Raw genomic sequence first — 21,263 nt, forward strand, 5'->3', positions numbered from 1 at the left:
TCACGCCGCCCCGAGGAGCGCGGGCCGGGGCGCCGCGAGCGGCGCCGTCGACGACGGGGTCGCGAGCAGCAGCGCGCCGAGCATCATCGCGACGGCGAAGGCCGCGGTCGCCGTCGAGGTCCCGGCGATGAGGAGCATCGCGACGGACGCGGTGCCGATGATCGCGGCGGCGGCGGCGCGCCCGGCCGGGACCCGGCCGATCGGCGGACGCAGCGCCTCGATTCGTGCGAGGGGCACGCTGATGAGCGCGGTGATGCCGAGGGCGAGCGCCAGCCAGAGCGGACGGCCGAGCCACCATGCCGCCGACGCGGGATCGGGGAGGGAGAGGAGCGATGCCGATGCGAGGAACGCAGAGCCGCCGGCGAGCACGAGCAGCACGGTCATGTGCCAGAGGTAGATGGTCATGGCGCGCTCCGACACGAAGGCCGTGAAAGCCGCGGCGCGTCGCCCCGAGGCGAAGGCCGCGATGGGGGCGCGCAGCAGTGAGAACGCGCTGGTGTGCACGATTCCCACGAGGATCAGCGCCGCTGTGGGCGGGTTGATGTTCGCGATGAGGTCGGGGGAGTAGACGCCGGTGACGAAGGCGATCGCGAGGAGCGCCAGAGCCCCGCCTCCGACGATCAGCCGCGTGCGACGGGAGAGCGCGTCGATCCGCCCCTCCGCGAGGAAGAATCCGAGCTGCTGCATGGTGAGCCAGACGAAGGCCAGGTTCAGGAAGCCGAGCGCCTCGATCCCGGAGGACGCACGCAGCACGTCCACCGCGACCGCCGAGCCTGCGAGCCCGAGGATCGTTCGGAACGGGGCGGCGCGATGGGCCCGTGCGAGCGCGGGGAGCAGCGCCTGGCAGAGGAGGAAGACGGCGAGGAACCACAGCGGCTGTCCGAAGCGGTATCCGGCGATGGCGATGAGGTCGCCCGGCACTCCCGCGATCCCGAGCAGGGTCAGCCCGATCCCCGCCGTGCCCACGACGGCGGCCGCCGGCAGCAGCAGACGATGGATCCGGCCGACGACGAAGTCCGTGCCCGATCGACCGCGGTCCTGCATCCTGCGGTAGGCGGTGTAGCCGGCGAATCCTCCGATGACGAAGAACAGCGGCATCACCTGGAGCACCCAGCTCACGGGGATGAGCCACCAGCCGCTCTCACCGGCGTTGGCGAAGAGCGGACCGTCGGGGGTCAGCGTGACGCCCACCATCAGGGAGTGGAGCACGACGACGCAGACCACGCACAGGGCGCGGACCAGGTCGATCGCGGTGTCGCGGGTCGGCTTGCTGCGGGACATTCGAACCTCCGGGGTGGGCGTTGTCCCTGGAGGCTATGGAGCCGATGTCCGGCGAGGCATCACCCGCCGGTGTCGAATCGTCCGATACCCGGGTATGAGGCTCAGGACGCCGGTTCGACGAGACCGCTGTCGTAGGCGTAGATCACCGCGTGGACGCGGTCGCGGAGACCGAGCTTCGCGAACACCTTGCCGACGTGCGTCTTCACCGTCTGCTCGGCGATGAACAGCTGAGCCGCGATCTCGGTGTTCGAGCGGCCCTGCGCGATCAGCACGAGCACTTCCCGCTCACGCTCGGTGAGCTCGGCGAAGGCGGGGTCCGTTCGGCGTGCCCGCGGACGGCGCGAGGAGAAGTGCTCGATTATCCGCCGGGTCACGCTCGGGGCGAGCAGGGCGTCGCCCGACGCGATCACGCGGACGGCGTGCACCAGGTCCTCGGGGAGCGCGTCCTTGAGCAGGAAGCCGCTCGCCCCCGCCTCGATCGCGTCGTAGACGTAGTCGTCGATGTCGAAGGTCGTCAGCATGAGGATGCGGGGGATGTGCGCCGCCGGATAGGACGGTCCCAGGATGCGTCGTGTCGCGGCTATGCCGTCGAGCTCGGGCATCCGCACGTCCATCAGGATGACGTCGGGGTCGAGGCGCGCGGCGAGCGTCACCGCCTCCGTGCCGTCCGCGGCCTGCCCTGCGACGGAGATGCCGTCCTGGGCGTCGAGGAGCGCCGCGAAGCCCGCGCGCACCATGGCCTGATCATCGGCGATGAGCACGCGGATCGTCATGGAGTCCCTTCCTGGACACGCGGGTGCCTCGGCAGGCGTGCGGCCACCGTCCATCCTCCATCTTCATCGGCTCCGGTCACCACCTCGCCGCCCAGGAGCTCCGCGCGCTCCGCCATGCCGCGCAGCCCGTGGCCGCCGCGTCCGGGCGCGGGAGCGGGGGGCTCCCCGGGGACCGGGGCATTGCGCACCTGCACCGAGACCGTCCCCGCATCGGCGCGCAGCAGCACCGTGATCGGTGCGCCGGCCGCGTGCCGCACGGCATTGCTCAACGCCTCCTGGGCGATGCGATAGGCGGCGACCTGCACGGCGGCGTCGGCATCGCCGTCCACGGCGCCGGCGAGCACGACGTCGGCGCCCGCGCGACGCGTCGTCTCGACGAGCGCGGGGATGTCGTCGAGGCCATGCTGGGGCGCGAGCTCGGCCGTGTGGTCCTCGGTGCGGAGCACACCGAGGATGCGGCGCATCTCGGTGAGCGATCCGCGTGCCGTGGCGGCGATGCCGTCGAACTCGGCGGCCGCGTCGTCCGCCAGCCTGGGCAGGCGGTAGCGCGCGGTCGACGACTGCACCTGGATCAGGGACATGCTGTGGGCGACGATGTCGTGCAGCTCCCGGGCGATGCGGGTGCGCTCCTCGACCAGCTCGCGGCGGGCCTGCTCCTGCGCGGTCTGCGCGCGCTCGCGGAGCAGCTCGTCGCCGACGCGGACGCGGCCGGCGATCAGCGTGGCGATGAGCAGCACGATCACGGCGACCGAGGTGGTCACCACCAGATCGGCGAGGACGGCGTTCGGGGGCGCCTCCTGGGGGAGGACGATCACCGGGAGCAGCGAGGCCGCGGCGCCCGCCGCGAGGAGCACGAGGCCGCGTCGCCAGCCGTGCTCGAACGTCATCGCCGCGATGAAGACGGAGAAGGCGATGAGCATCGGCACCGACCACGGCCAGGGCCAGCGCGCCGAGGACGCGTCGTGGGAGGTGAGCAGCGGCAGCAGGACGGCCGCTCCGAGGAACAGGCCGACGGCGAGGGCCGGCCGGCGCAGACCGACCAGCGGTGCGCCGACGGCAGCCGCCCCCAGCACCATCGCGTAGGGGAGGAAGGTGCCGTAGAGGGCGGTGTGCACAGGGACGAGGACCGCGTAGAGCACGACGGCGGCGATGGAGAGGAGGGTCACCGTCGCGATGTTGCGGCTGCGCAGTCGTCGTGCGAGCGGCGTGAGGAGACGGCGGACGAGCCAGCGCTCGTCCCGGGGACGGGAAGAGCGCGGGGCCTTCTGCGGGCGCGGCCTCTCCGCCCGCGGAGCCCGGCGGGCGCGCGGAGTCTTCTGGGCCGTCCGTCGCATAGGAGTCATCCTGCCATCCGGGCGGGCTCGATCCGGATCCGGTCGTCTTCCGCGGAGGAAGCCGGTGCATCCCGGAGAGCGCGGGCGCGGGCGCGGCGCCGGGCGGCGCCGATGCGATCGACGACGATGCCGACGGTGACGGCGATCACCACGCCGAGCGCTGCGGCCAGCAGAGGCTGATCGGCGAGCCAGCTCCCGGCGAGCACGCCGATGACCGCCCCGTAGACGGCCCAGGTGAGCCCGGCGATCACACTGATCGGCAGGAACCGGCGCCAAGGGTATCCGAGCGCGCCGGCGGACACGTTGACGGCCACGCGCCCGACCGGGATGTAACGCGCGCCGATGATGAGCGTCGCACCGCTGCGCCCCAGCGCCTGCTGGGCGTGTTCGAACGCGGCGGCGATGCGCGGCCGCCGCATCCACCGATACCTGTTCGTGCCGATCACGCGTCCGAGCGCATACGCGAGGTTGTCGCCGAGCGCCGCGCCGAGGGCGGCGACGGCGCACAGGGCGGCGAGCGTCGGCCAGTTGCCCGATGCCGCCGTCGCCGCAGCGCCCGCGACGAGCACGGTCTCGCTGGGGACGGGCGGGAAGATCGCATCGATCGCGGCGACGGCGAACATCACCAGCAGCATCCACGGGGAGGCGGCGGCGGTGAGGATGAAGTCGTTGATGGCGTCCACCCTTCGACGGTAAGGAGGAGGGCTGCGGGTGCACATCCCTCCGCGGAGGTATCCCGCTCATACCCCGGTATCGATCACCGGTGGGCGATCCGCCCGCGACCCGCCACGTATACTGGGAGGCTGGCCAGTCGGTCATCTCTCCACCTCCGAAGAACGGATGCTGCTGTGCTCGCCGTGCACGACCTCGAGATCCGCGTGGGCGCCCGTCTGCTGATGTCTGACGTGTCGTTCCGTGTCGCCGACGGCGACAAGATCGGTCTGGTGGGACGCAACGGCGCCGGCAAGACCACGCTCACCAAGGTGCTCGCCGGTGACCTGCTGCCCTCGGGCGGAAAGGTCACCAAGTCGGGGGAGCTCGGCTACCTGCCGCAGGACCCGCGATCGGGCGACCCCGAGATGCTCGCCCGCACGCGCATCCTCGATGCACGCGGCCTCGGCACGCTGACGCTGGGCATCGCCAAGGCCTCCGAGGAGATGGGGTCCGACGACGCGAAGGTGGCGGAGAAGGCGATGCGTCGCTTCGCGAACCTCACCGAGAGGTTCGAGGCGATGGGCGGCTATGCGGCGGAGGCCGAGGCGGCCTCGATCGCGCACAATCTCTCGCTTCCCGACCGGATCCTCGACCAGCCGCTCAAGACGCTCTCGGGCGGGCAGCGGCGCCGCATCGAGCTGGCCCGCATCCTCTTCTCCGATGCGGGGACCATGATCCTCGATGAGCCCACGAACCACCTCGACGCCGACAGCGTGGTCTGGCTGCGCGAGTTCCTGAAGAACTACAAGGGCGGGCTCATCGTCATCAGCCACGACGTGGAGCTCGTCGGCGAGACGGTCAACCGCGTGTTCTACCTCGACGCGAACCGCCAGATCATCGACGTCTACAACATGAACTGGAAGAACTACCTGCGTCAGCGGGTGGCGGACGAGGAGCGCCGCAAGAAGGAGCGTGCGAACGCGGAGAAGAAGGCGACCGCGCTGCAGCTGCAGGCCGCGAAGTTCGGTGCCAAGGCGACCAAGGCCGCGGCGGCGCACCAGATGATCGCGCGCGCCGAGAAGCTGCTCTCCGGGCTCGAGGACGTCCGCCAGGCGGATCGCGTGGCGAAGTTGCGGTTCCCGAAGCCGGCGCCGTGCGGGAAGACGCCGCTGCAGGCGTCGGGGCTGTCGAAGTCCTACGGCTCCCTGGAGATCTTCACCGACGTCGACCTCGCGATCGACCGCGGCTCGAAGGTCGTGGTGCTGGGGCTCAACGGTGCCGGGAAGACCACGCTGCTGCGCATCCTCGCCAGCGTCGACCAGCCCGACACCGGGCAGCTGGAGCCGGGGCACGGCCTCAAGATCGGGTACTACGCCCAGGAGCACGAGAACCTCGACGTCTCGCGCTCGGTGCTGGAGAACATGATGTCGGCCGCTCCCGACATCACTGAGACCGAGGCGCGGAAGGTGCTCGGTTCGTTCCTGTTCACCGGCGACGACGTGCTCAAGCCCGCGGGCGTGCTGTCCGGCGGTGAGAAGACCCGACTCTCCCTGGCTACCCTCGTGGTGTCGTCGGCGAACCTGCTGCTGCTCGACGAGCCGACCAACAACCTCGACCCGGCCTCGCGCGAGGAGATCCTCGGCGCGCTCGCGCACTACGAGGGCGCTGTCGTGCTGGTCTCTCACGATCCCGGTGCCGTGGCGTCGCTGAACCCGGAGCGGGTGCTGATCCTCCCCGATGGCGTCGAGGACATCTGGAACCGCGAGTACCAGGAGCTGATCGAGCTCGCGTGATCGACGGCGTCGATGTCGGGGCCTCGGCGTAGGCTGCGGCGATGACGATCCGTGCGATCTGCTGGGACTGGAACGGCACGCTGCTCGACGACGTCGACGTCTGCCGGCAGGTGATGGACCGGGTGCTCGTCGCGTACGGCCGTGCACCCTTCGCCGACCGGGCCGCGTACCGCGCCGCCTTCCGGTTCCCCATCCGACGGTTCTACGCCGATGCGGGCCTGGGGGACGACGTGTACCGCGAGGCCGCGGCGCAGTACCTCGACTGGCTCGATGAGCGCATCGACACGGCATCGCTCCATCCGGGGGCGGAGTCCGTGCTCGCCGCCGTGGCGGCTCTGGGGATCCGGCAGGTCCTCGCCTCTGCGACGGTCACGGCGGCGCTCGCCCGCCAGCTCGCCCCGCACTCCGCCGTCCGTGAGAGATTCGAAGAGACCCTGTCGATCTCCGATTCCTATGGAGCGTCCAAACGCGACGTCATCGCGGCGTGGTTCGCAACGACCGCTCTGCAGCCGCACGAGGTGCTGATGATCGGCGACACGAATCACGACCGGGAGATCGCCGCTGACCTCGGCACCGGGTTCGTCCACTTCGATGCCGGACATCAGTCCGCGCCGGACGGCGTCACGAGGATCGTGTCGCTTCCGGAGCTGATCCCGCACCTCGCCGCGCAGGCCTGACCGCCTCGACCGATCGCCCGCGGCGCCGGGGTCTCAGATGCGTGTCCGCGGGAGAGGAGCCGCGCGGAGGGCCCGGGGCTCCTAGACGAGCTCGTCGAGGAGCGCGTCCTCGTCGGCGGCGTCACGATCGCGTCGGCGGCGGGCCGGTCGCTTCGGGCGTTCGCCGGCATCCTCCTTCGCCTTCACGATCTCGGTGCGGATGACGTAGCCGATGAAGGCGAAACCCATGACGGCGAAGAGGATCCACTGGATCGCATAGGAGAGGTGCGGTCCGGGGTCGTCGGTGGGCGAACCGAAAGCGCCGAGCGTCTTCGCAGAGGGTGTCTCCGACACCATCTGGCCGTAGACGCCGGTGATCACGTCGCCTCCACCGACCTTCTCCGCGATGGTCGGGAGGTGGATCGTGGGCACCTGCCCGGGCGGAGCGCCGCGGCCCGATGCGGGCAGCGCTTCTCCCGGTCTCAGGCGCACGGTCACGGTCACCTCACCGGCCGGGGGAGCCGGCACCGCGGACGGATCGGAGTTCTCGGCGGGGGGCACCCACCCGCGGTCGACGATGAAGATCCGGCCGTCGTCGTTCTGGAAGGGCACGAGCACCTCGAACGCGCTCGTGCCGCCGTGCGGACGATTGCGTGCGAGCAGCTGATCGTCGACGAGGTAGTGCCCCTGCAGCGTGACGGGGTGCCACTCATCGGCGGGTCGGAGCGCGCCGTCGTCCCCCACGAGATCCGCGAGCGGGACCGGCTTCGCGTCATAGTTGCGCTCGACGAGGGCGATCTGCGTGCTGCGCTCCTGGTTGCGGTCGAACTGCCAGTGCGAGAGGAAGGCGCAGACCAGGGCGAAGAGTGCGGCGACGAGGAGGTAGACAGTCCATCGCACCAGCCTGTTGTTCATGCGGGCAGCCCTTCGCGCACTTCGACGGGGAACTCGCGGGAGCGGAGGTAGTCCCCGAGGAAGCCGACGTGCTCATCGCACGCGAGCCAGGTCTTCACGCGATCTTCGGCGTGGATGCGCGGATTGCGCCAGAGGATGTGGTGCGTCGCGGGCCGCCGGCATCCCGCGCGCGAGCACTCGAGCTCTTCGGTCACCGCTGCTCGTCCCGGTTCTCGTGGATCGTGAGGATCCCGGGATCCTGCGCCTGCTCCTCAGCGGGCGGCGCGGCGGTCGGCGCCGGACGATCGAGCTGCTGCTGCGGCGACTCGGCGAGCACCTCATCGCTGTCGCTCCCGGCATTCGCGAACACGACCGCGATGTACGGCAGCACGGCTGCGCCGATGCCGAACACCCAGGTCCACCAGCCGTACGGCTGCACGAACGCCATGAGCAGGAAGCACACCGTGCGGATGCCCATCGTGAGCGCGTATCGGCGCACGCGATGGCTCGCCTCGTCGTGCGGCGCCTGCGGCAGCGAGGTGACGGAGGGGGCGTGGTGGGTGTGCTTCACGGTGCCTCCAGCCTACGCCGCGCGAGGCTCGCCGGATCACCGTTCCGCGACGGTCACCTGTTGAGGAACGGCAAGGCGATCGAGCCGAAGGCGAGCGCGCCGAAGAGCAAGAGCATGAGGAGGACGATGGTCAGCGCTATCGGTACGTATCCCATGATGACCCCGGTGATCGCGAGGCCGCGGCCGCCGATGCCGGGGCTCCTCCGGAGCTGGCCGAGCGCGACGTGTCCTATCACGATGGCGGCGATCGATATCAGCAGGGGGAACCAGAGGAACGGGACGGCGGGGCCGAGCAGCAGTCCGACTCCGCCGCAGACGATCGAGGCGATGGCCAGGCCGCTGGTGGGCCGGACCGGGACGGGCGTGTAGTACGACGGAGGGTAGGTCGGGGGAGCGCCGTACGCCGAGGGAGCGCCGTACGTCGGGGGAGTACCGTACGTCGGCGGGGTGGCGCCGTAGGCCGGCGGGCTCGCACCGTAGGGGTTCTGCGGCGGGACGGGGGAGGCGCCCAGGGGAAGGGGCGGAGGAGCGTACGGCGCGCCCTGCGGCAGCGGGGGCGTTCCCTCCGGCCGGGGCTCCGACGGTCCTGCTCCGTACTGTTCGCTCATCGGCGTCCCTTCGATCAGCGCCAGGCTCTCAGCCGGGCATCGGCGTGTCAACTCCCGCGCCGCGGGCCGGCGAGCGGCCCCGGATAGGATGTCGTGCGTCCCGAACGAACAGGAGCCCCCATGAGCGCTGAGCGCGTCGTCCTCGTCACCGGCGGAAACCGCGGCATCGGCCGCGCCATCGCGGAGCGCTTCGTCCGTGACGGCTACCGGGTCGCCGTCACCGCGCGCAGCGGCGAGGGTCCGGAGGGCACGCTCACGGTCCGGGCGGACGTCACCGACGCCGCCGCAGTCGACGCGGCGTTCACCGAGGTGGAGCAGAAGCTCGGCCCGGTGGAGGTCGTCGTGGCGAACGCCGGCATCACCAAGGACACGCTGCTCATGCGCATGAGCGAGGACGACTTCGACAGTGTCGTCTCCACCAACCTCGGTGGCTCCTTCCGGGTGGTGAAGCGCGCCTCGAAGGGCATGCTGCGCGCGCGGTTCGGCCGGGTCATCCTGATCTCGAGCGTGGTCGGCCTGTACGGCTCCGCGGGCCAGACCAACTACGCGGCCTCGAAGAGCGGGCTGGTCGGCTTCGCCCGTTCCCTGACGCGTGAGCTCGGCGGACGCGGCATCACCGCGAACGTCGTCGCCCCCGGGTTCATCGAGACGGACATGACGGCCGAACTGCCCGAGGAGACGCAGAAGCAGTACAAGGCGAACATCCCCGCGGGACGCTTCGCGACCGCCGACGAGGTGGCCGGTGTCGTCACGTGGCTGGCCTCCGACGACGCCGGCTACATCTCCGGCGCGGTGATCCCGGTCGACGGCGGCCTGGGCATGGGGCACTGACGCCCCGGCTGGGTCAGTCCGAGACCGCGGCCACGAGCAGCGCGGCGAGCTTCTCCGGCACGGAGAACTGCGGCCAATGGCCCGAGCCGATGCGCTCGACCTCGACGTCCCTGATCGCGCGGAGCTCCTCGCCGTAGGGGCCCCATGAGTCGGCCTCGGCGAACACGCGGTCACGATCGTACGAGCCCATCAGCATCGTCACGGGTACGGCATGGCGTCGCTCGTCGGCGAGCCGGAGCGGGTCGGACGGCACCCGTGCGGGGATCGTGCGTGCGAGCGCCGCGGTGCGAGCGCGCACGGCGGAGTCGAGGTCGCTCACCTCCTCGTCCGGGAAGAAGTCCCACCCGGGGAACGGGACGACGCCATCGACCGCCTCGAACTCGCTGATGCCTCGGTCCGGCGCCGGCGGGATGGTGTCGACGAAGACCACGCGGGCCACCCGCTCGGGCCGGGCGTCGGCAGCGCCCCAGACGACGTTGCCGCCGCCGGAGTGCCCGACGAGCACGACCGGCCCCTCGGCCGCGTCGATGCGTTCCACCACCGCGTCCACCCAGTCGGACATCCCGATGTCCGCCGACCCCGATGCGGGGACGCCGACACCGGGCATCGTCAAGGGGACCGGGCGATGCCCCGCCTCCTCGAGCGCGGGGAGGACGGGCTCCCAGGAGGAGCCTTCGAGCCAGAGACCGGGAACCAGGAAGATGTCCATGTCTCGACGCTACGCGCCACCACCGACACCCGCCAGGGTCAGGGGAGGAGAGGGATCACCTCGGAGAGGTCCGGACGCCCGATGACGAGGTCGGCCGCGGCGCGGACCGCCGGCTTCGCGTTGAAGGCGAGGCCGAGTCCGGCGGCCGACATCATCCGCAGGTCGTTCGCGCCGTCGCCGATCGCGAGCGTGCGGGCCGACGGGACGCCGAGCTCATCGGCCCAGGCGCGCAGCGATGCGGCCTTCGCCTCGGCGTCGACGATGCCTCCGGAGACCTCGCCGCGCAGCGCGCCGTCCTCGACCACCAGTCGGTTCGCCCGCCAGCGATCCACTCCGAGCGCGGGCGCGATGTCGTCGAGGATCTCGTGGAACCCTCCGGAGACGACGCCCACGACCCCGCCGCGGGCGTGCACGGCCGCGGTCAGCTCCCGGACGCCCGGAGTCGGGCGGACGCGGGCGCGGACCCGTTCGAAGGCCTCCACCGGCACACCGGCGAGCGCGGCCACGCGCGTGCGGAGGCTCGTGGCGAAGTCGACCTCGCCGCGCATCGCCGCCTCGGTCGCCGCCCGCACCTCGGTCCGGCGTCCGGCCTCATCGGCGAGGAGCTCGATCACCTCGTCCTGGATCAGCGTGGAGTCGGCATCGAGGACGACGAGGAGGCGCGCAGTGGTCACGCCATGAGCGTAGCGAAGAGCGGCGACAGCACCGCGCCGTGCGTCAGCGTTCGACGCGCACGCCCTTGCCCACGACGGTCAGCCCCGACTCGGTGACAGTGAACCCGCGGAGGAGGTCCCGTTCGCGATCGACGCCGACGGTCGCGCCGTCCTCGAGGATGACGTTCTTGTCGAGCACGGCCCGGTGCACCCGTGCGCCCTGGCCGACCAGGACGTTGTCGAACAGCACCGAGTCGGTGATCGTCGAACCGCCCGACGCGAGCGTGCCCGGACCCACCACACTGCGTTCGAGGTGCGTTCCGGACAGGACGGAGCCCTGGGAGACGATCGAGTCGATCGCGTTGCCGATCCGGCCCACGGCGTCGCGCACGAACTTCGCGGGCGGGGCGTTCACCGACTGCGTGCGGATGGGCCACTGGGTGTTGTACAGGTTGAACACGGGCAGCGTGGAGATCAGGTCCATGTGCGCGTCGAAGAACGAGTCGATCGTCCCCACGTCCCGCCAGTAGGCGCGATCCCTCGGAGACGACCCCGGCACGTCGTTCTGCTTCATGTCGTAGTACCCGGCCTCGCCACGCGACACGAAGTAGGGGACGATGTCGCCGCCCATGTCGTGACCGCTGGTGGAGGACTCGCCGTCGGCCTCGACGGCCGCGACGAGCGCGTCGGCGTCGAAGACGTAGTTGCCCATCGAGGCGAGCACCTCGTTCGGAGAGTCCGAGAGCCCGGTCGCGTCCACCGGCTTCTCGAGGAACTGCCTGATCCGCCCGGACTCCGGGTCGGCGTCGATCACCCCGAACTGCGACGCGAGCGCGAGTGGTTGGCGGATGCCGGCGACGGTCGCCGCCGCGCCCGAGGCGATGTGCGCGTCGACCATCTGCTGGAAGTCCATCCGGTAGACGTGGTCGGCGCCGATGACGACGACGATGTCGGGCTTCTCGTCGTTGATCAGGTTGAGGCTCTGCAGGATCGCGTCCGCCGAGCCGGAGAACCAGCGCTTCCCGAGCCGCTGCTGGGCGGGCACCGACGTGACGTAGGAGTCGAGGAGGGCCGACATGCGCCAGGTCTGGGAGATGTGCCGGTCGAGGCTGTGGGACTTGTACTGGGTCAGCACGACGACCTGCCGGAGGCCCGAGTTGATGAGGTTCGAGACCGCGAAGTCGATCAGCCGGTACTGCCCTCCGAAGGGCACGGCGGGTTTGGCGCGGTCGGCCGTCAGGGGCATGAGCCGCTTGCCCTCGCCTCCGGCGAGGATGATCCCGAAGACCTTCTTTGGTACCGACATGGCTCCACCATAGAGTGCCGGGCCGCCGCTGTACTAGGTTTCAGACATGCGCGTCGATGTGATCACCAAGGAGTACCCGCCGGAGGTCTACGGGGGTGCCGGAGTGCACGTCGCGGAGCTCGTCGCGGCGCTGCGGAGGAGCATCGACGTGCAGGTGCGCGCCTTCGGATCCGAGCGTGGGGAACCGGGCACTCATGCCTATCGCACCCCCGTCGAGCTGTCCTCGGCGAACCCCGCGGTGCAGACCCTCGGGACCGACCTCGCGATGGTCTCCGACATCGCCGGCGCCGATCTCGTGCACTCCCACACCTGGTACGCGAACTTCGCCGGACACCTCGCTTCGCAGCTCCACGGGATCCCGCACGTCCTCACGGCGCACAGCCTGGAGCCGCTGCGCCCCTGGAAGGCCGAGCAGCTGGGCGGGGGCTACGCCGTGTCGAGCGGCATCGAGAAGCTCGCCTACGAGAACGCCGCCGCGATCATCGCGGTGAGCGCGGGGATGCGGAACGACATCCTGCGCAGCTATCCCCAGGTCGATCCGGCGCGGGTCCGGGTGATCCACAACGGCATCGACGTGGAGCGCTGGCGTCCCGTGCACGACGACGCCTTCCTGCGGGGCATCGGCATGGATCCCGATCGTCCCTCGGTCGTCTTCGTCGGGCGGATCACGCGTCAGAAGGGGCTGCCCTACCTGTTGCGAGCGGCGGCTCAGCTGCCTCCGGACGTGCAGCTCGTACTGTGCGCCGGGGCGCCGGACACTCCGGAGATCATGGCCGAGGTGCACGCCCTGGCGGGACTGCTGCAGCAGTCCCGCCAGGGCGTGGTGTGGATCGAGAGGATGCTGCCGCGCGACGAGCTGTCGGCGATCCTCACCGCCGCCACGACCTTCGTGTGCCCGTCGGTATACGAGCCCCTGGGGATCGTGAACCTCGAGGCGATGGCGTGCGGGGCTGCGGTGGTGGGCACCGCGACGGGCGGCATCCCCGAGGTGGTCGCCGACGGGGTCACTGGGCGCCTGGTGCCGATCGAGCAGGTGCAGGACGGCACCGGCACGCCGGTCGACCCGGAACGGTACGTCGCCGATCTCGCGGCGGTGCTCACCGAGGTGGCGACGGATCCGGCGAGGGCGAAGGCATACGGGGAGGCCGGACGCGAGCGCGCGAGGGCGGAGTTCAGCTGGGACGCCATCGCCGACACCACGCGGTCGCTCTACGACGAGCTGACCGCCTGAGCCGATAGGCTGGCGGCATGCCGAGCGCTCTGGAACTCACCGATGTCGTCGTGCGCCGCGAGGGTCGCAACATCGTCGATCATGTGACCTGGGAGGTCTCGGACGACCAGCGATGGGTCGTGCTCGGGCCGAACGGCGCGGGCAAGACGACTCTGCTGCAGCTCGCCGACACCCTGCTGCACCCGACCTCGGGAACGGTGACCGTCCTCGGCGAGACCCTCGGGCGCACCGACGTCTTCGAGGTGCGCCCCCGCATCGGGTTCGCCTCCACCGCGATGGCGCGGCGCGTGCCCCGCGACGAGACGGTGCTCAACTCGGTGCTCACCGCCGCATACTCCGTGCTCGGGCGATGGAACGAGTCCTACGAGGACATCGACGAGAGGCGTGCCCTGCGCGTGCTGGCCGACTGGAAGCTCGATCACCTCGCGGATCGTCTGTTCGGCACGCTCAGCGACGGAGAGCAGAAGCGCGTGCAGATCGCCCGCGCGGTGATGACCGACCCCGAGCTCCTGCTGCTCGACGAGCCGACGGCGAGCCTCGATCTCGGAGCACGCGAAGAGCTGCTCGCGCTCCTCAGCGGGTACGCGTCCTCGGAGAGCACGCCGGCCATGGTGATGGTCACCCATCACGTGGAGGAGATCCCGGTCGGGTTCACGCACGTGATGCTGCTGCGCGAGGGCGCAGTCGTCGCGGCGGGTCCGATCGGCGAGACGCTCACGGGCGAGGCGTTGAGCGAGGCCTTCGGCATGACGATCGCGCTCTCGGCCGAGGGCGGGCGCTTCGCCGCGCGCGCCGTCTGAGCCGCGGTCTGCTAGACTCGACCCTTGGTGCATCTGTGCCTTCAGACTTTCCTACACACCCAACTCCGCAAGGACTCAGCAATGAAGACTGACATTCACCCCGACTACCAGAACGTCGTGTTCCGCGACCTCGGCTCGGGCGAGACCTTCCTCACCCGTTCCACCGTCACCAGCGACAAGACGATCGAGCTGGACGGCGTGGAGTACCCCGTGATCGACGTCGAGATCTCCTCGGCCTCGCACCCGTTCTACACGGGCAAGCAGCGCATCATGGACTCCGCCGGTCGTGTGGAGAAGTTCAACCAGCGCTTCAAGAACTTCGGCGGCTCCGCCAAGTAAGCAGCTCTTCCCAGAAGGCCCCGCTTCGGCGGGGCCTTCTGCGTCCCCTCGCGCGTGCCGGATGACGCCGGGTGGTCTCAGACGTCGATCCGGATCCGGTCGCCGTCGATGGTCCACGGCGGATCACCGGGCGACGGTGCGGGGGCGGTGCGCTTGGTCTGCCGGTCCCGTTCGATCCCCGCCTCGTGCGCGGAGGGTGACCACACCGCGTCGAAGACGCCGACGAGGCCGCCGCCTGCCGAGGAGTACTTCTCCTCGACAGGCTTCTTGGTGAAGATGAAGTGCACGGCGACGCCCACCATGAACAGCGGCGCGACCAGCCACGCCGCCACCCAGATCCAGCCGATCGTGTCGTCCATGAGCCCAGGCTACGCGGGGCTCGACCGGCGGGACATCCGTCTTCAGGCGGATTCCGACGCGCGCACCGGCCACCGTCCGTCGATGCGCTCCTCGGGCTCGATGCGGCCGATCTGCACGAAGTACTCCGTGAGGCTCGCGGCCTGCGCCCGCGCCCAGCCGATCTGCCGCGTGTGCAGCTCGGATGCTGTCTCCGGGAGCCGGAACTCCCGCGCGAGAGCCTGGGCGACCCGCCCGGCGGCCACCGCGTCGGCCGCTGCCTCGTGCGCATCGTCGAGCGCGACGGCGTAGTGCGCCGCGACGACCTCGAGCGTGCGCTTGCCCGGGCGGTAGCGGTCGTAGGCCTTGTCGATCACGAGCGGGTCGATCACCGGGCCGGGGGAGTCCAAGGGCTCGATGCCGTGTCGGCGGGCCTCGGCATCGAGGAGAGAGAAGTCGTACGACGCGTTGTACGCCACGACGGGCACCCCCTGGGCGAAGAGCGACCGCAGCGCGCGGATGATCTGCTCGATCACCTCCGGTGCGGGCCGGCCGTGCGCGCGGGCATGAGTCGTCGTGATGCCGTGCACCGCCGTGGCGCCTTCGGGGATCGGGACGCCGGGGTCGGCCAGCCAGCTGCGCGCCGCGATCTCGCGTCCCCGGGCGTCGAGCACGCCCACGTGCGCGGTCACGACGCGATCCGCGGCGACGTCGACGCCTGTCGTCTCCAGGTCGAACACTCCGACACGGGTGAGCCAGGCGGGGAGGTGCGGTTCGGGTGCCATGATTCCCACGCTAGGGACGGCCGCGGACATTCCGGGGACGCGGCACGGGGAGCCGTAGACTCGGAGCATGCCCTCTCCCTATGCCGCGCGCCTGAGCCGGATCCCGGTCGAGCGACGCGAGGCGGAGGTCGCGGGCGGTGCGACCGCCTACTGGGTCTACGGTCCCGACGACGCGGAGACGACAATCATCGCGGTGCACGGCTTCCGCGGCGAGCACCACGGTCTCGAGCCGGTGATCGCGTACCTGCCGGGCATCCGGGTGATCTCGCCCGATCTCCCCGGCTTCGGCGAGACGCCGCCGCTCGGACGCGAGCACGACCTCGCCGCGTATGCCGGGTGGCTCACGGAGTTCGCCTCGGCGATCGCTCCGGGCGCGGTGATCCTCGGACATTCCTTCGGATCGATCGTCGCCTCGGCGGCCGTCGCCGGCGGCCTGGACACGCCGCGCCTGATCCTCATCAACCCCATCGGCTCGCCGGCGCTCTCCGGCCCGAAGGGCGTCATGACGAGGCTGGCGGTGCTGTACTACGCGCTGGGGGCGCGCCTGCCGGAGCGGGTCGGGACGGCGCTGCTGCGCAATCCGCTGATCGTGCGGGTGATGAGCGTCACGATGGCGAAGACGGGGGACCGGCGCCTGCGCCGATTCATCCACGGCCAGCACGACACCTACTTCTCGCGCTTCGCCGACCGCGACGTGCTGCACGACGCGTTCGTCACGAGCGTCTCGCATGACGTCCGTGCCTTCGCGCCGGTCATCGAGGTCCCCACGCTGCTCATCGCCGCCGAGCGCGACGACATCACGCCCATCGAGGACGAGCGCCGGCTGGCGGGCATGTTCCCCGATGCGGAGCTCGTCGAGATCGCCGAGGTCGGTCACCTGATCCACTACGAGACCCCGGCCGAGGCGGCCGGGGCGATCCGGCGCTTCCTCAGACCTCTCGTCGCGCGAGGCCGATGAGGCCGGCGGCCCGGAACGGGATCACCTCGCCCATCGCCAACGACGTCTCGGTGCGCTCGACGCCGTCGATCGAGAGGATCCGTGCGTCGGTGTCGAACAGATGACGCGCGTCCCGGCAGGCGACCCGGGCTAGCAGGTCGATCGAGCCGCTCAGTCCGTGGGCCTGGACGACCTCGGGGATGCGCGCCAGCTCGGCGATGATCCGCGGCAGTTCGGTCTGCCGCACACCGATGTTCACGAAGGCCTGCAGGGGGAAGCCCAGCACCTCCGTGGAGAAGGAGCGCTCATACGACTGGAAGACCCCGGTCTGGTCGAGACGGGCCATGCGCGCCTGGATCGTGTTGCGCGACAGCCCGAGCCGTTCCGCGAGCGCGACGATGGTCACGCGCGGGTCCTCAGCGAGGGCGGAGAGCAGATCGAGGTCGATGCGGTCGAGTGCTGGCATAGTGTCAGACGTTAGCAGCAGGTGCCCACCCCGTGCTTCGCAACATGCTCAGAATGTTTCCCAATGCTTGAGCGTCGTGCTACGCGGACGTACCCTTCAAGTGAGCCGACGTTGCAGTCGGAGGACGTGAGAGCCCCACAAGGGCGACACGATGAGGAGGACACCGATGTCACCGCACACCACGCCGATCACAGAGGCCGCCAGCGACCTCGAACTGACCGAGCGGATTCTCGCCGCCGACGGCTCCCGCACGCCGAACCCGCGTCTCGACCCCTACGTCGCCGACATCGACCTCGACGCCCTTCGCGGTCTGTACCGCGACATGGTGGTGCTCCGTCGCATCGACTCGGAGGGGGTCGCCCTGCAGCGCCAGGGACAGCTCGGGCTCTGGGCGCCCTGCAACGGCCAGGAGGCCGCACAGATCGGCACCGCCCGGGCGCTGGACGCGCGGGACTTCGTCTTCCCGAGCTACCGGGAGACCGGCGTGATGCTCGCGCGCGGCGCGAAGGCGGGTGATTTCGTCCGCATGTGGCGCGGCGAAGAGGGAGCCGCCTTCGATCCGAACGAGCTCCGTGTCGGTCCGATGCAGATCATCATCGGCGCCCAGACCCTGCACGCGGTCGGTTACGCGATGGGCATCCAGCACGACGGCGCCGATGAGGTCGCGGTCACCTACTTCGGCGACGGCGCGACGAGCCAGGGCGACGTGAACGAGGCGATGGTGTTCGCCTCGTCCTACGGAGCGCCGGTCGTCTTCGTCTGCCAGAACAATCACTGGGCGATCTCCGAGCCGGTGGGCCTGCAGTCCCAGTTCCCGCTGGCCGGCCGCGCGCCCGGCTTCGGGATCCCCAGCCTCCGGGTCGACGGCAACGACGTGCTCGCGACCTACGCCGCGATGCGCTGGGCGCTGGAGCACGCGCGGTCCGGCAAAGGCCCGGCCTACATCGAGACGGTGACCTATCGCATGGGCCCGCACACGACCGCCGACGACCCGAAGCGCTACCGCGACGAGGCGGAGCTGGAGTCGTGGCGGCGCCGCGACCCGATCTCCCGCGTCGAGGCCCATCTCCGTGCGGCAGGCGCGATCGACGACGAGCGCGTAGCCGCGATCCACGCGGAGGCGGACGGACTCGCCCGCGAGATGCGCGCCGCCTGTCTCGGCATGGTGACCCGTGCGCCGCTGGCCGTCTTCGACGGCGTCTACGCCGAGCCGCACTCGGGGCTCGAGCGGCAGCGCAGCGAGTACGCGGCGTACCTCTCCGCCTACGAGGAGGTGTGACATGACTCAGCTCACGCTCGGCAAGGCCCTGAACGCCGGCCTGCGACAGGCGATGCGCGACGACGAGAAGGTCGTCCTCCTGGGTGAGGACATCGGCACCCTCGGCGGCGTGTTCCGCATCACGGACGGCTTGAAGGACGAGTTCGGCGCGAAGCGCGTCATCGACACGCCTCTCGCCGAGTCCGGCATCGTCGGCACCGCGATCGGGCTCGCCTTCCGCGGCTACCGGCCCGTGATCGAGATCCAGTTCGACGGATTCGTCTACCCGGCCTTCGACCAGATCGTCTCTCAGGTCGCCAAGCTGCACTACCGCACGCAGGGGCGGGTGAAGATGCCGATCACCATCCGGATCCCCTGGGCCGGCGGGATCGGCGCGGCCGAGCACCACTCAGAGTCGAACGAGGCGTACTTCGTGCACACCGCGGGGCTCCGCGTGATCGCGGTGTCGAACCCCGAGGACGCCTATCGCTGCCTCCGACAGGCGATCGCGAGCGATGATCCGGTGATCTTCTTCGAGCCGAAGCGCCTCTACCATCACAAGGGCGAGGTCGACCTCGAAGCCCCGCTCGCCGACGCCCCTCCGATGGGTATCGCGCGGATCGTGCGGCCCGGGACCGACGCGACGCTGATCAGCTATGGAGCGATGGTGCAGACGGCGCTGGACGCCGCTGACGCCGCCGCCGACGAGGGCATCTCCCTCGAGGTCATCGACCTCCGATCGCTGTCGCCGATCGACTACGACACCGTCGACGCCGCCGTGCGACGGACCGGCCGGGTCGTGGTCGCGCATGAGGCGTCGCGGGAGGCCGGTGTGGCCGCCGAGGTGATCGCGAGCAGCACCGAGCACTGCTTCGAGTACCTGGAGGCCGCGCCCCTGCGCGTCACCGGGCACGACATCCCCTATCCGCCGGCGAAGCTCGAGAAGTTCCACCTCCCCGACCTGGACCGCATCCTCGACGCCGTCGACCGCGTGATGGATCGTCCGAACAGCCTCACAGGAGCAGAGTCATGATCGCAGAGTTCCGTCTTCCCGACCTGGGTGAGGGACTCACCGAGGCCGAGGTCGTGCAATGGCTGGTCAAGCCCGGCGACCCGGTCGCATTGAACCAGACGCTTGCGGAGGTCGAGACCGCGAAGGCCGTGGTCGAGCTTCCCTCGCCCTATGACGGCACGGTCACGTCCCTGCACGCCGAGGCCGGCGAGACCATCGCCGTCGGCGCGCCGCTGATCGCCTTCGAGGTCGACGGCGCCGAGGAGACCGTCCCGGCCCCGGCCGGGGAGGACCAGGCGCAGCCGAACCTGGTCGGGTACGGTGCCGCTCCTGCAGCCTCCGGGCGCCCGGCACGCCGGGCCCGGCGGTCCGGTGCCCCCGCGCCGGCGGCGGATGCGGCAGTGATCGAGGCCGCGCCGCACGACGCTCTGCCGCCCGCGGCGGCCGAGCCGGTGATGGGGGAGCGCCCGCGTTCCACGCCGCCGGTGCGCGCCTACGCCAAGAGCCTCGGGGTCGATCTGGTGCTCGTCGCCGCAGAGGTCGGCGACCGGGTGATCACCCGCGCGGATGTCGAGGCCTATGCCGGACGCACGGGCGCAGCGGACCCCTCGACGCCCGTCGTCGCCGCACCGGTCGTGACGGCCTCTGCGACCGGGGCGCTGCGGGCGGGGGAGCGCGAGACCCGCGTGCCGATTCGCGGTGTTCGCAAGCACACGGCGGCGGCGATGGTGCAGAGTGCGTTCACCGCCCCGCACGTGACGACGTTCCACACGGTCGACGTGACGGCGACGATGGACCTCATCGCCGCCCTGCGCGCCGACAAGGGCCTGGCCGGACACCGCATCGGACCGCTCGTGCTCATCGCGAAGGCCGTGTGCCTCGCGCTGCAGCGCAACCCGTCGCTCAACGCGCGCTGGGACGAGCCGGCGGGCGAGATCGTCCAGCACCACTACGTCGACCTCGGCATCGCCGCAGCCACGGAACGAGGGCTGATCGTCCCGAACATCCGCGACGCGGACCGGATGGGGCTCACCGAGATCGCGGATGCGCTGACCGCGCTGACCGAGACCGCGCGCTCCGGCAAGACGAGCCCTGCGGAGCTCGCCGGCGGGACCTTCTCGATCACCAACATCGGGGTGTTCGGCATCGACGCGGGCACGCCGATTCTCCCACCCGGGCAGTCGGGCATCCTCGCCGTCGGAGCCGTCCGGCGGCAGCCCTGGGAGTTCGAGGGCGGGATCGCGCTGCGCCAGGTGATGACGCTGAGCCTCTCCTTCGACCACCGCCTGGTGGACGGGGCGGAGGGGGCGAGGTTCCTCAAGGACGTCGCGGACATCCTGGAGCAGCCCGGGCGGGCGATGCTCTACTGAGCCGTCTCCGGACTGAGCCGTCTCCGGCGTGGTCGCCGTCGCGATCACGCCGGAGGATCGGCCAGGAGCGCTGAGATCGCCATGGCTGCGAGGACGCGGGCGGTCTCGGCCTGCGCGCGCGCTGAGGCGCGGGTGGAATGGGGCGTCGAGTTGATCAGCCCGAAGCAGGCCTGGACGCGCAGGCGCTGCTCTTCGGGCGTTCCCGCGCGGAGCGCGTCGAGAGCCGAGATCCAGAGGCCGATGTAGGTGCGCTGCAGGCGGCGGACCTCGGCGCGATCCGCCTCCGAGAGGTGGGCGAGATCACGATCCTGTACCCGGATGACGTCGGCCTCGGAGAGCGCGAACTCCACGTGGAAGCGGATCAGCGCGCGCATCCTCTCCTCGGCGTCGGGGGAGTCCTCGGCGACGGCGGTCCCACCCGCGACGAGGCCCTCGCTCACCCGGAGGAGCACCCGGCCGAGGAGCGCCTGCTTCCCGGCGAAATGACGGTACACCGCCGGTCCGGAGATGCCCACCGCCGAGCCGATGTCCTCCAGGCTCACGCCCGGATAGCCGCGCTCGGCGAAGAGCGTCGCCGCCGCAGCGAGCAGCGCATCGGTACGCTCGGCCTTGGCGCGGTCGCGTGCCGTGGTCTGCGTGGTCATCGTCGTCCTCCCCGAGACACTC

General features: G+C 70.8%; 25 protein-coding genes. 10 read left to right on the forward strand and 15 right to left on the reverse strand.

The window, feature by feature from the left end; genetic code table 11:
* The 4 genes from ABWO84_RS05660 to ABWO84_RS05675 all read right to left on the reverse strand — a co-directional run bounded on the left by ABWO84_RS05660 (nucleotide 1) and on the right by ABWO84_RS05675 (nucleotide 4,071).
* Nucleotides 1–1,281 carry an acyltransferase family protein gene (locus tag ABWO84_RS05660; protein WP_353113424.1) on the reverse strand — a complete coding sequence of 427 codons (1,281 nt, stop codon included), beginning with the start codon at nucleotides 1,279–1,281 and terminating at the stop codon, nucleotides 1–3.
* 101 nt (nucleotides 1,282–1,382) lie between these two features.
* Complete coding sequence (locus ABWO84_RS05665) at nucleotides 1,383–2,054, reverse strand: response regulator (protein ID WP_353113426.1); 672 nt, start codon at nucleotides 2,052–2,054, stop codon at nucleotides 1,383–1,385.
* The gene (locus ABWO84_RS05670) at nucleotides 2,051–3,388 is read right to left on the reverse strand and encodes a sensor histidine kinase (RefSeq protein ID WP_353113428.1); all 1,338 of its coding nucleotides are present in this window, start codon (nucleotides 3,386–3,388) and stop codon (nucleotides 2,051–2,053) included. Before ABWO84_RS05670 ends, ABWO84_RS05665 begins: the two co-directional genes overlap by 4 nt.
* A gap of 5 nt (nucleotides 3,389–3,393) precedes the next feature.
* Nucleotides 3,394–4,071 (reverse strand): DedA family protein, encoded by a 678-nt coding sequence (locus ABWO84_RS05675; protein ID WP_353113430.1) that lies wholly within the window; start codon nucleotides 4,069–4,071, stop codon nucleotides 3,394–3,396.
* Nucleotides 4,072–4,236: 165 nt separating this feature from the next.
* On the opposite strand from ABWO84_RS05675, the gene ABWO84_RS05680 reads away from it, so the two are divergent.
* Together ABWO84_RS05680 and ABWO84_RS05685 are read left to right on the forward strand one after the other, a co-directional pair.
* Nucleotides 4,237–5,835, forward strand: coding sequence for an ABC-F family ATP-binding cassette domain-containing protein (locus tag ABWO84_RS05680; RefSeq protein ID WP_353113432.1), 1,599 nt, complete (start codon nucleotides 4,237–4,239; stop codon nucleotides 5,833–5,835).
* Nucleotides 5,836–5,876: 41 nt separating this feature from the next.
* Entirely contained in the window at nucleotides 5,877–6,512 is a 636-nt protein-coding gene (locus ABWO84_RS05685) for an HAD family hydrolase (RefSeq protein ID WP_353113434.1), read from the forward strand.
* An 81-nt stretch (nucleotides 6,513–6,593) separates the two neighbouring features.
* Here the strand turns inward: ABWO84_RS05685 and ABWO84_RS05690 are convergent, their stop codons facing one another.
* From ABWO84_RS05690 to ABWO84_RS05705, 4 genes are read right to left on the reverse strand one after another with little or no spacing between them, the layout of a single operon-like run.
* Entirely contained in the window at nucleotides 6,594–7,406 is an 813-nt protein-coding gene (locus tag ABWO84_RS05690) for an SURF1 family cytochrome oxidase biogenesis protein (protein ID WP_353113436.1), read from the reverse strand.
* On the reverse strand, nucleotides 7,403–7,600 hold the full coding sequence (locus ABWO84_RS05695; RefSeq protein ID WP_353113438.1) for a hypothetical protein: 198 nt from the start codon (nucleotides 7,598–7,600) through the stop codon (nucleotides 7,403–7,405). The genes ABWO84_RS05690 and ABWO84_RS05695 overlap by 4 nt, the downstream gene beginning before the upstream one ends.
* Nucleotides 7,597–7,956 carry a DUF3099 domain-containing protein gene (locus tag ABWO84_RS05700; RefSeq protein WP_353113440.1) on the reverse strand — a complete coding sequence of 120 codons (360 nt, stop codon included), beginning with the start codon at nucleotides 7,954–7,956 and terminating at the stop codon, nucleotides 7,597–7,599. Before ABWO84_RS05700 ends, ABWO84_RS05695 begins: the two co-directional genes overlap by 4 nt.
* A gap of 53 nt (nucleotides 7,957–8,009) precedes the next feature.
* A complete protein-coding gene (locus tag ABWO84_RS05705) occupies nucleotides 8,010–8,564 on the reverse strand; it encodes a DUF4190 domain-containing protein (protein ID WP_353113442.1) in 555 nt (184 codons plus the stop codon).
* Nucleotides 8,565–8,684: 120 nt separating this feature from the next.
* Here ABWO84_RS05705 and fabG point away from each other — a divergent pair, with 120 nt between their 5' ends.
* Entirely contained in the window at nucleotides 8,685–9,395 is a 711-nt protein-coding gene (fabG, locus tag ABWO84_RS05710; RefSeq protein ID WP_353113444.1) for a 3-oxoacyl-ACP reductase FabG, read from the forward strand.
* A 13-nt stretch (nucleotides 9,396–9,408) separates the two neighbouring features.
* Here the strand turns inward: fabG and ABWO84_RS05715 are convergent, their stop codons facing one another.
* The 3 genes from ABWO84_RS05715 to glgC are packed head-to-tail and all read right to left on the reverse strand — an operon-like array spanning nucleotide 9,409 to nucleotide 12,063.
* A complete protein-coding gene (locus tag ABWO84_RS05715) occupies nucleotides 9,409–10,104 on the reverse strand; it encodes an alpha/beta fold hydrolase (RefSeq protein ID WP_353113446.1) in 696 nt (231 codons plus the stop codon).
* A gap of 38 nt (nucleotides 10,105–10,142) precedes the next feature.
* A complete protein-coding gene (gene serB / locus ABWO84_RS05720) occupies nucleotides 10,143–10,778 on the reverse strand; it encodes a phosphoserine phosphatase SerB (protein WP_353113448.1) in 636 nt (211 codons plus the stop codon).
* A gap of 43 nt (nucleotides 10,779–10,821) precedes the next feature.
* Nucleotides 10,822–12,063, reverse strand: coding sequence for a glucose-1-phosphate adenylyltransferase (gene glgC, locus ABWO84_RS05725; RefSeq protein ID WP_353113450.1), 1,242 nt, complete (start codon nucleotides 12,061–12,063; stop codon nucleotides 10,822–10,824).
* A gap of 46 nt (nucleotides 12,064–12,109) precedes the next feature.
* On the opposite strand from glgC, the gene glgA reads away from it, so the two are divergent.
* The 3 genes from glgA to ABWO84_RS05740 all read left to right on the forward strand — a co-directional run bounded on the left by glgA (nucleotide 12,110) and on the right by ABWO84_RS05740 (nucleotide 14,433).
* Nucleotides 12,110–13,294 carry a glycogen synthase gene (glgA, locus tag ABWO84_RS05730; RefSeq protein ID WP_353113452.1) on the forward strand — a complete coding sequence of 395 codons (1,185 nt, stop codon included), beginning with the start codon at nucleotides 12,110–12,112 and terminating at the stop codon, nucleotides 13,292–13,294.
* Between the two features lie 17 nt (nucleotides 13,295–13,311).
* Nucleotides 13,312–14,094, forward strand: coding sequence for an ABC transporter ATP-binding protein (locus ABWO84_RS05735; RefSeq protein ID WP_353113454.1), 783 nt, complete (start codon nucleotides 13,312–13,314; stop codon nucleotides 14,092–14,094).
* Nucleotides 14,095–14,175: 81 nt separating this feature from the next.
* Nucleotides 14,176–14,433 (forward strand): type B 50S ribosomal protein L31, encoded by a 258-nt coding sequence (locus ABWO84_RS05740; protein ID WP_353113456.1) that lies wholly within the window; start codon nucleotides 14,176–14,178, stop codon nucleotides 14,431–14,433.
* A 77-nt stretch (nucleotides 14,434–14,510) separates the two neighbouring features.
* Here the strand turns inward: ABWO84_RS05740 and ABWO84_RS05745 are convergent, their stop codons facing one another.
* Nucleotides 14,511–14,792: a hypothetical protein gene (locus tag ABWO84_RS05745; RefSeq protein ID WP_353113458.1), complete on the reverse strand. Its 282-nt coding sequence runs from the start codon at nucleotides 14,790–14,792 to the stop codon at nucleotides 14,511–14,513.
* Between the two features lie 42 nt (nucleotides 14,793–14,834).
* A complete protein-coding gene (locus tag ABWO84_RS05750) occupies nucleotides 14,835–15,554 on the reverse strand; it encodes an exonuclease domain-containing protein (RefSeq protein ID WP_353113460.1) in 720 nt (239 codons plus the stop codon).
* A gap of 67 nt (nucleotides 15,555–15,621) precedes the next feature.
* Between ABWO84_RS05750 and ABWO84_RS05755 the strand changes: the two genes are divergently transcribed.
* Complete coding sequence (locus ABWO84_RS05755) at nucleotides 15,622–16,512, forward strand: alpha/beta fold hydrolase (RefSeq protein WP_353113462.1); 891 nt, start codon at nucleotides 15,622–15,624, stop codon at nucleotides 16,510–16,512.
* On the opposite strand, the gene ABWO84_RS05760 is transcribed toward ABWO84_RS05755, so the two are convergent.
* Nucleotides 16,484–16,957: an Lrp/AsnC family transcriptional regulator gene (locus ABWO84_RS05760; RefSeq protein WP_353113464.1), complete on the reverse strand. Its 474-nt coding sequence runs from the start codon at nucleotides 16,955–16,957 to the stop codon at nucleotides 16,484–16,486. The genes ABWO84_RS05755 and ABWO84_RS05760 overlap by 29 nt on opposite strands.
* Nucleotides 16,958–17,123: 166 nt before the next feature.
* Between ABWO84_RS05760 and pdhA the strand changes: the two genes are divergently transcribed.
* Genes pdhA through ABWO84_RS05775 form a run of 3 tightly spaced genes read left to right on the forward strand, consistent with a single transcriptional unit; the run spans nucleotide 17,124 to nucleotide 20,597 of the window.
* Complete coding sequence (gene pdhA / locus ABWO84_RS05765) at nucleotides 17,124–18,236, forward strand: pyruvate dehydrogenase (acetyl-transferring) E1 component subunit alpha (protein WP_353113466.1); 1,113 nt, start codon at nucleotides 17,124–17,126, stop codon at nucleotides 18,234–18,236.
* 1 nt (nucleotide 18,237) lies between these two features.
* A complete protein-coding gene (locus tag ABWO84_RS05770; protein ID WP_353113468.1) occupies nucleotides 18,238–19,248 on the forward strand; it encodes an alpha-ketoacid dehydrogenase subunit beta in 1,011 nt (336 codons plus the stop codon).
* Nucleotides 19,245–20,597, forward strand: coding sequence for a dihydrolipoamide acetyltransferase family protein (locus ABWO84_RS05775; RefSeq protein WP_353113470.1), 1,353 nt, complete (start codon nucleotides 19,245–19,247; stop codon nucleotides 20,595–20,597). Before ABWO84_RS05770 ends, ABWO84_RS05775 begins: the two co-directional genes overlap by 4 nt.
* Before the next feature lie 44 nt (nucleotides 20,598–20,641).
* Here ABWO84_RS05775 and ABWO84_RS05780 read toward each other — a convergent pair whose 3' ends face one another.
* Nucleotides 20,642–21,241 carry a TetR/AcrR family transcriptional regulator gene (locus ABWO84_RS05780; protein WP_353113472.1) on the reverse strand — a complete coding sequence of 200 codons (600 nt, stop codon included), beginning with the start codon at nucleotides 21,239–21,241 and terminating at the stop codon, nucleotides 20,642–20,644.
* Between the last annotated feature and the right edge of the window lie 22 nt (nucleotides 21,242–21,263).

The organism is Microbacterium sp. (assembly GCF_040394595.1).
GTDB lineage: Bacteria > Actinomycetota > Actinomycetes > Actinomycetales > Microbacteriaceae > Microbacterium.

Excerpts from the sequence above, each read along its gene's own strand:
- ABWO84_RS05660 (WP_353113424.1), bottom strand. The coding sequence starts at position 1,281 with ATGTCCCGCAGCAAGCCGACCCGCGACACCGCGATCGACCTGGTCCGC.
- ABWO84_RS05665 (WP_353113426.1), bottom strand. The coding sequence starts at position 2,054 with ATGACGATCCGCGTGCTCATCGCCGATGATCAGGCCATGGTGCGCGCG.
- ABWO84_RS05670 (WP_353113428.1), bottom strand. The coding sequence starts at position 3,388 with ATGCGACGGACGGCCCAGAAGACTCCGCGCGCCCGCCGGGCTCCGCGG.
- ABWO84_RS05685 (WP_353113434.1), top strand. The coding sequence starts at position 5,877 with ATGACGATCCGTGCGATCTGCTGGGACTGGAACGGCACGCTGCTCGAC.
- ABWO84_RS05690 (WP_353113436.1), bottom strand. The coding sequence starts at position 7,406 with ATGAACAACAGGCTGGTGCGATGGACTGTCTACCTCCTCGTCGCCGCA.
- ABWO84_RS05705 (WP_353113442.1), bottom strand. The coding sequence starts at position 8,564 with ATGAGCGAACAGTACGGAGCAGGACCGTCGGAGCCCCGGCCGGAGGGA.
- fabG (WP_353113444.1), top strand. The coding sequence starts at position 8,685 with ATGAGCGCTGAGCGCGTCGTCCTCGTCACCGGCGGAAACCGCGGCATC.
- ABWO84_RS05715 (WP_353113446.1), bottom strand. The coding sequence starts at position 10,104 with ATGGACATCTTCCTGGTTCCCGGTCTCTGGCTCGAAGGCTCCTCCTGG.
- glgC (WP_353113450.1), bottom strand. The coding sequence starts at position 12,063 with ATGTCGGTACCAAAGAAGGTCTTCGGGATCATCCTCGCCGGAGGCGAG.
- glgA (WP_353113452.1), top strand. The coding sequence starts at position 12,110 with ATGCGCGTCGATGTGATCACCAAGGAGTACCCGCCGGAGGTCTACGGG.
- ABWO84_RS05735 (WP_353113454.1), top strand. The coding sequence starts at position 13,312 with ATGCCGAGCGCTCTGGAACTCACCGATGTCGTCGTGCGCCGCGAGGGT.
- ABWO84_RS05740 (WP_353113456.1), top strand. The coding sequence starts at position 14,176 with ATGAAGACTGACATTCACCCCGACTACCAGAACGTCGTGTTCCGCGAC.
- ABWO84_RS05745 (WP_353113458.1), bottom strand. The coding sequence starts at position 14,792 with ATGGACGACACGATCGGCTGGATCTGGGTGGCGGCGTGGCTGGTCGCG.
- ABWO84_RS05750 (WP_353113460.1), bottom strand. The coding sequence starts at position 15,554 with ATGGCACCCGAACCGCACCTCCCCGCCTGGCTCACCCGTGTCGGAGTG.
- ABWO84_RS05755 (WP_353113462.1), top strand. The coding sequence starts at position 15,622 with ATGCCCTCTCCCTATGCCGCGCGCCTGAGCCGGATCCCGGTCGAGCGA.
- ABWO84_RS05760 (WP_353113464.1), bottom strand. The coding sequence starts at position 16,957 with ATGCCAGCACTCGACCGCATCGACCTCGATCTGCTCTCCGCCCTCGCT.
- pdhA (WP_353113466.1), top strand. The coding sequence starts at position 17,124 with ATGTCACCGCACACCACGCCGATCACAGAGGCCGCCAGCGACCTCGAA.
- ABWO84_RS05770 (WP_353113468.1), top strand. The coding sequence starts at position 18,238 with ATGACTCAGCTCACGCTCGGCAAGGCCCTGAACGCCGGCCTGCGACAG.
- ABWO84_RS05775 (WP_353113470.1), top strand. The coding sequence starts at position 19,245 with ATGATCGCAGAGTTCCGTCTTCCCGACCTGGGTGAGGGACTCACCGAG.
- ABWO84_RS05780 (WP_353113472.1), bottom strand. The coding sequence starts at position 21,241 with ATGACCACGCAGACCACGGCACGCGACCGCGCCAAGGCCGAGCGTACC.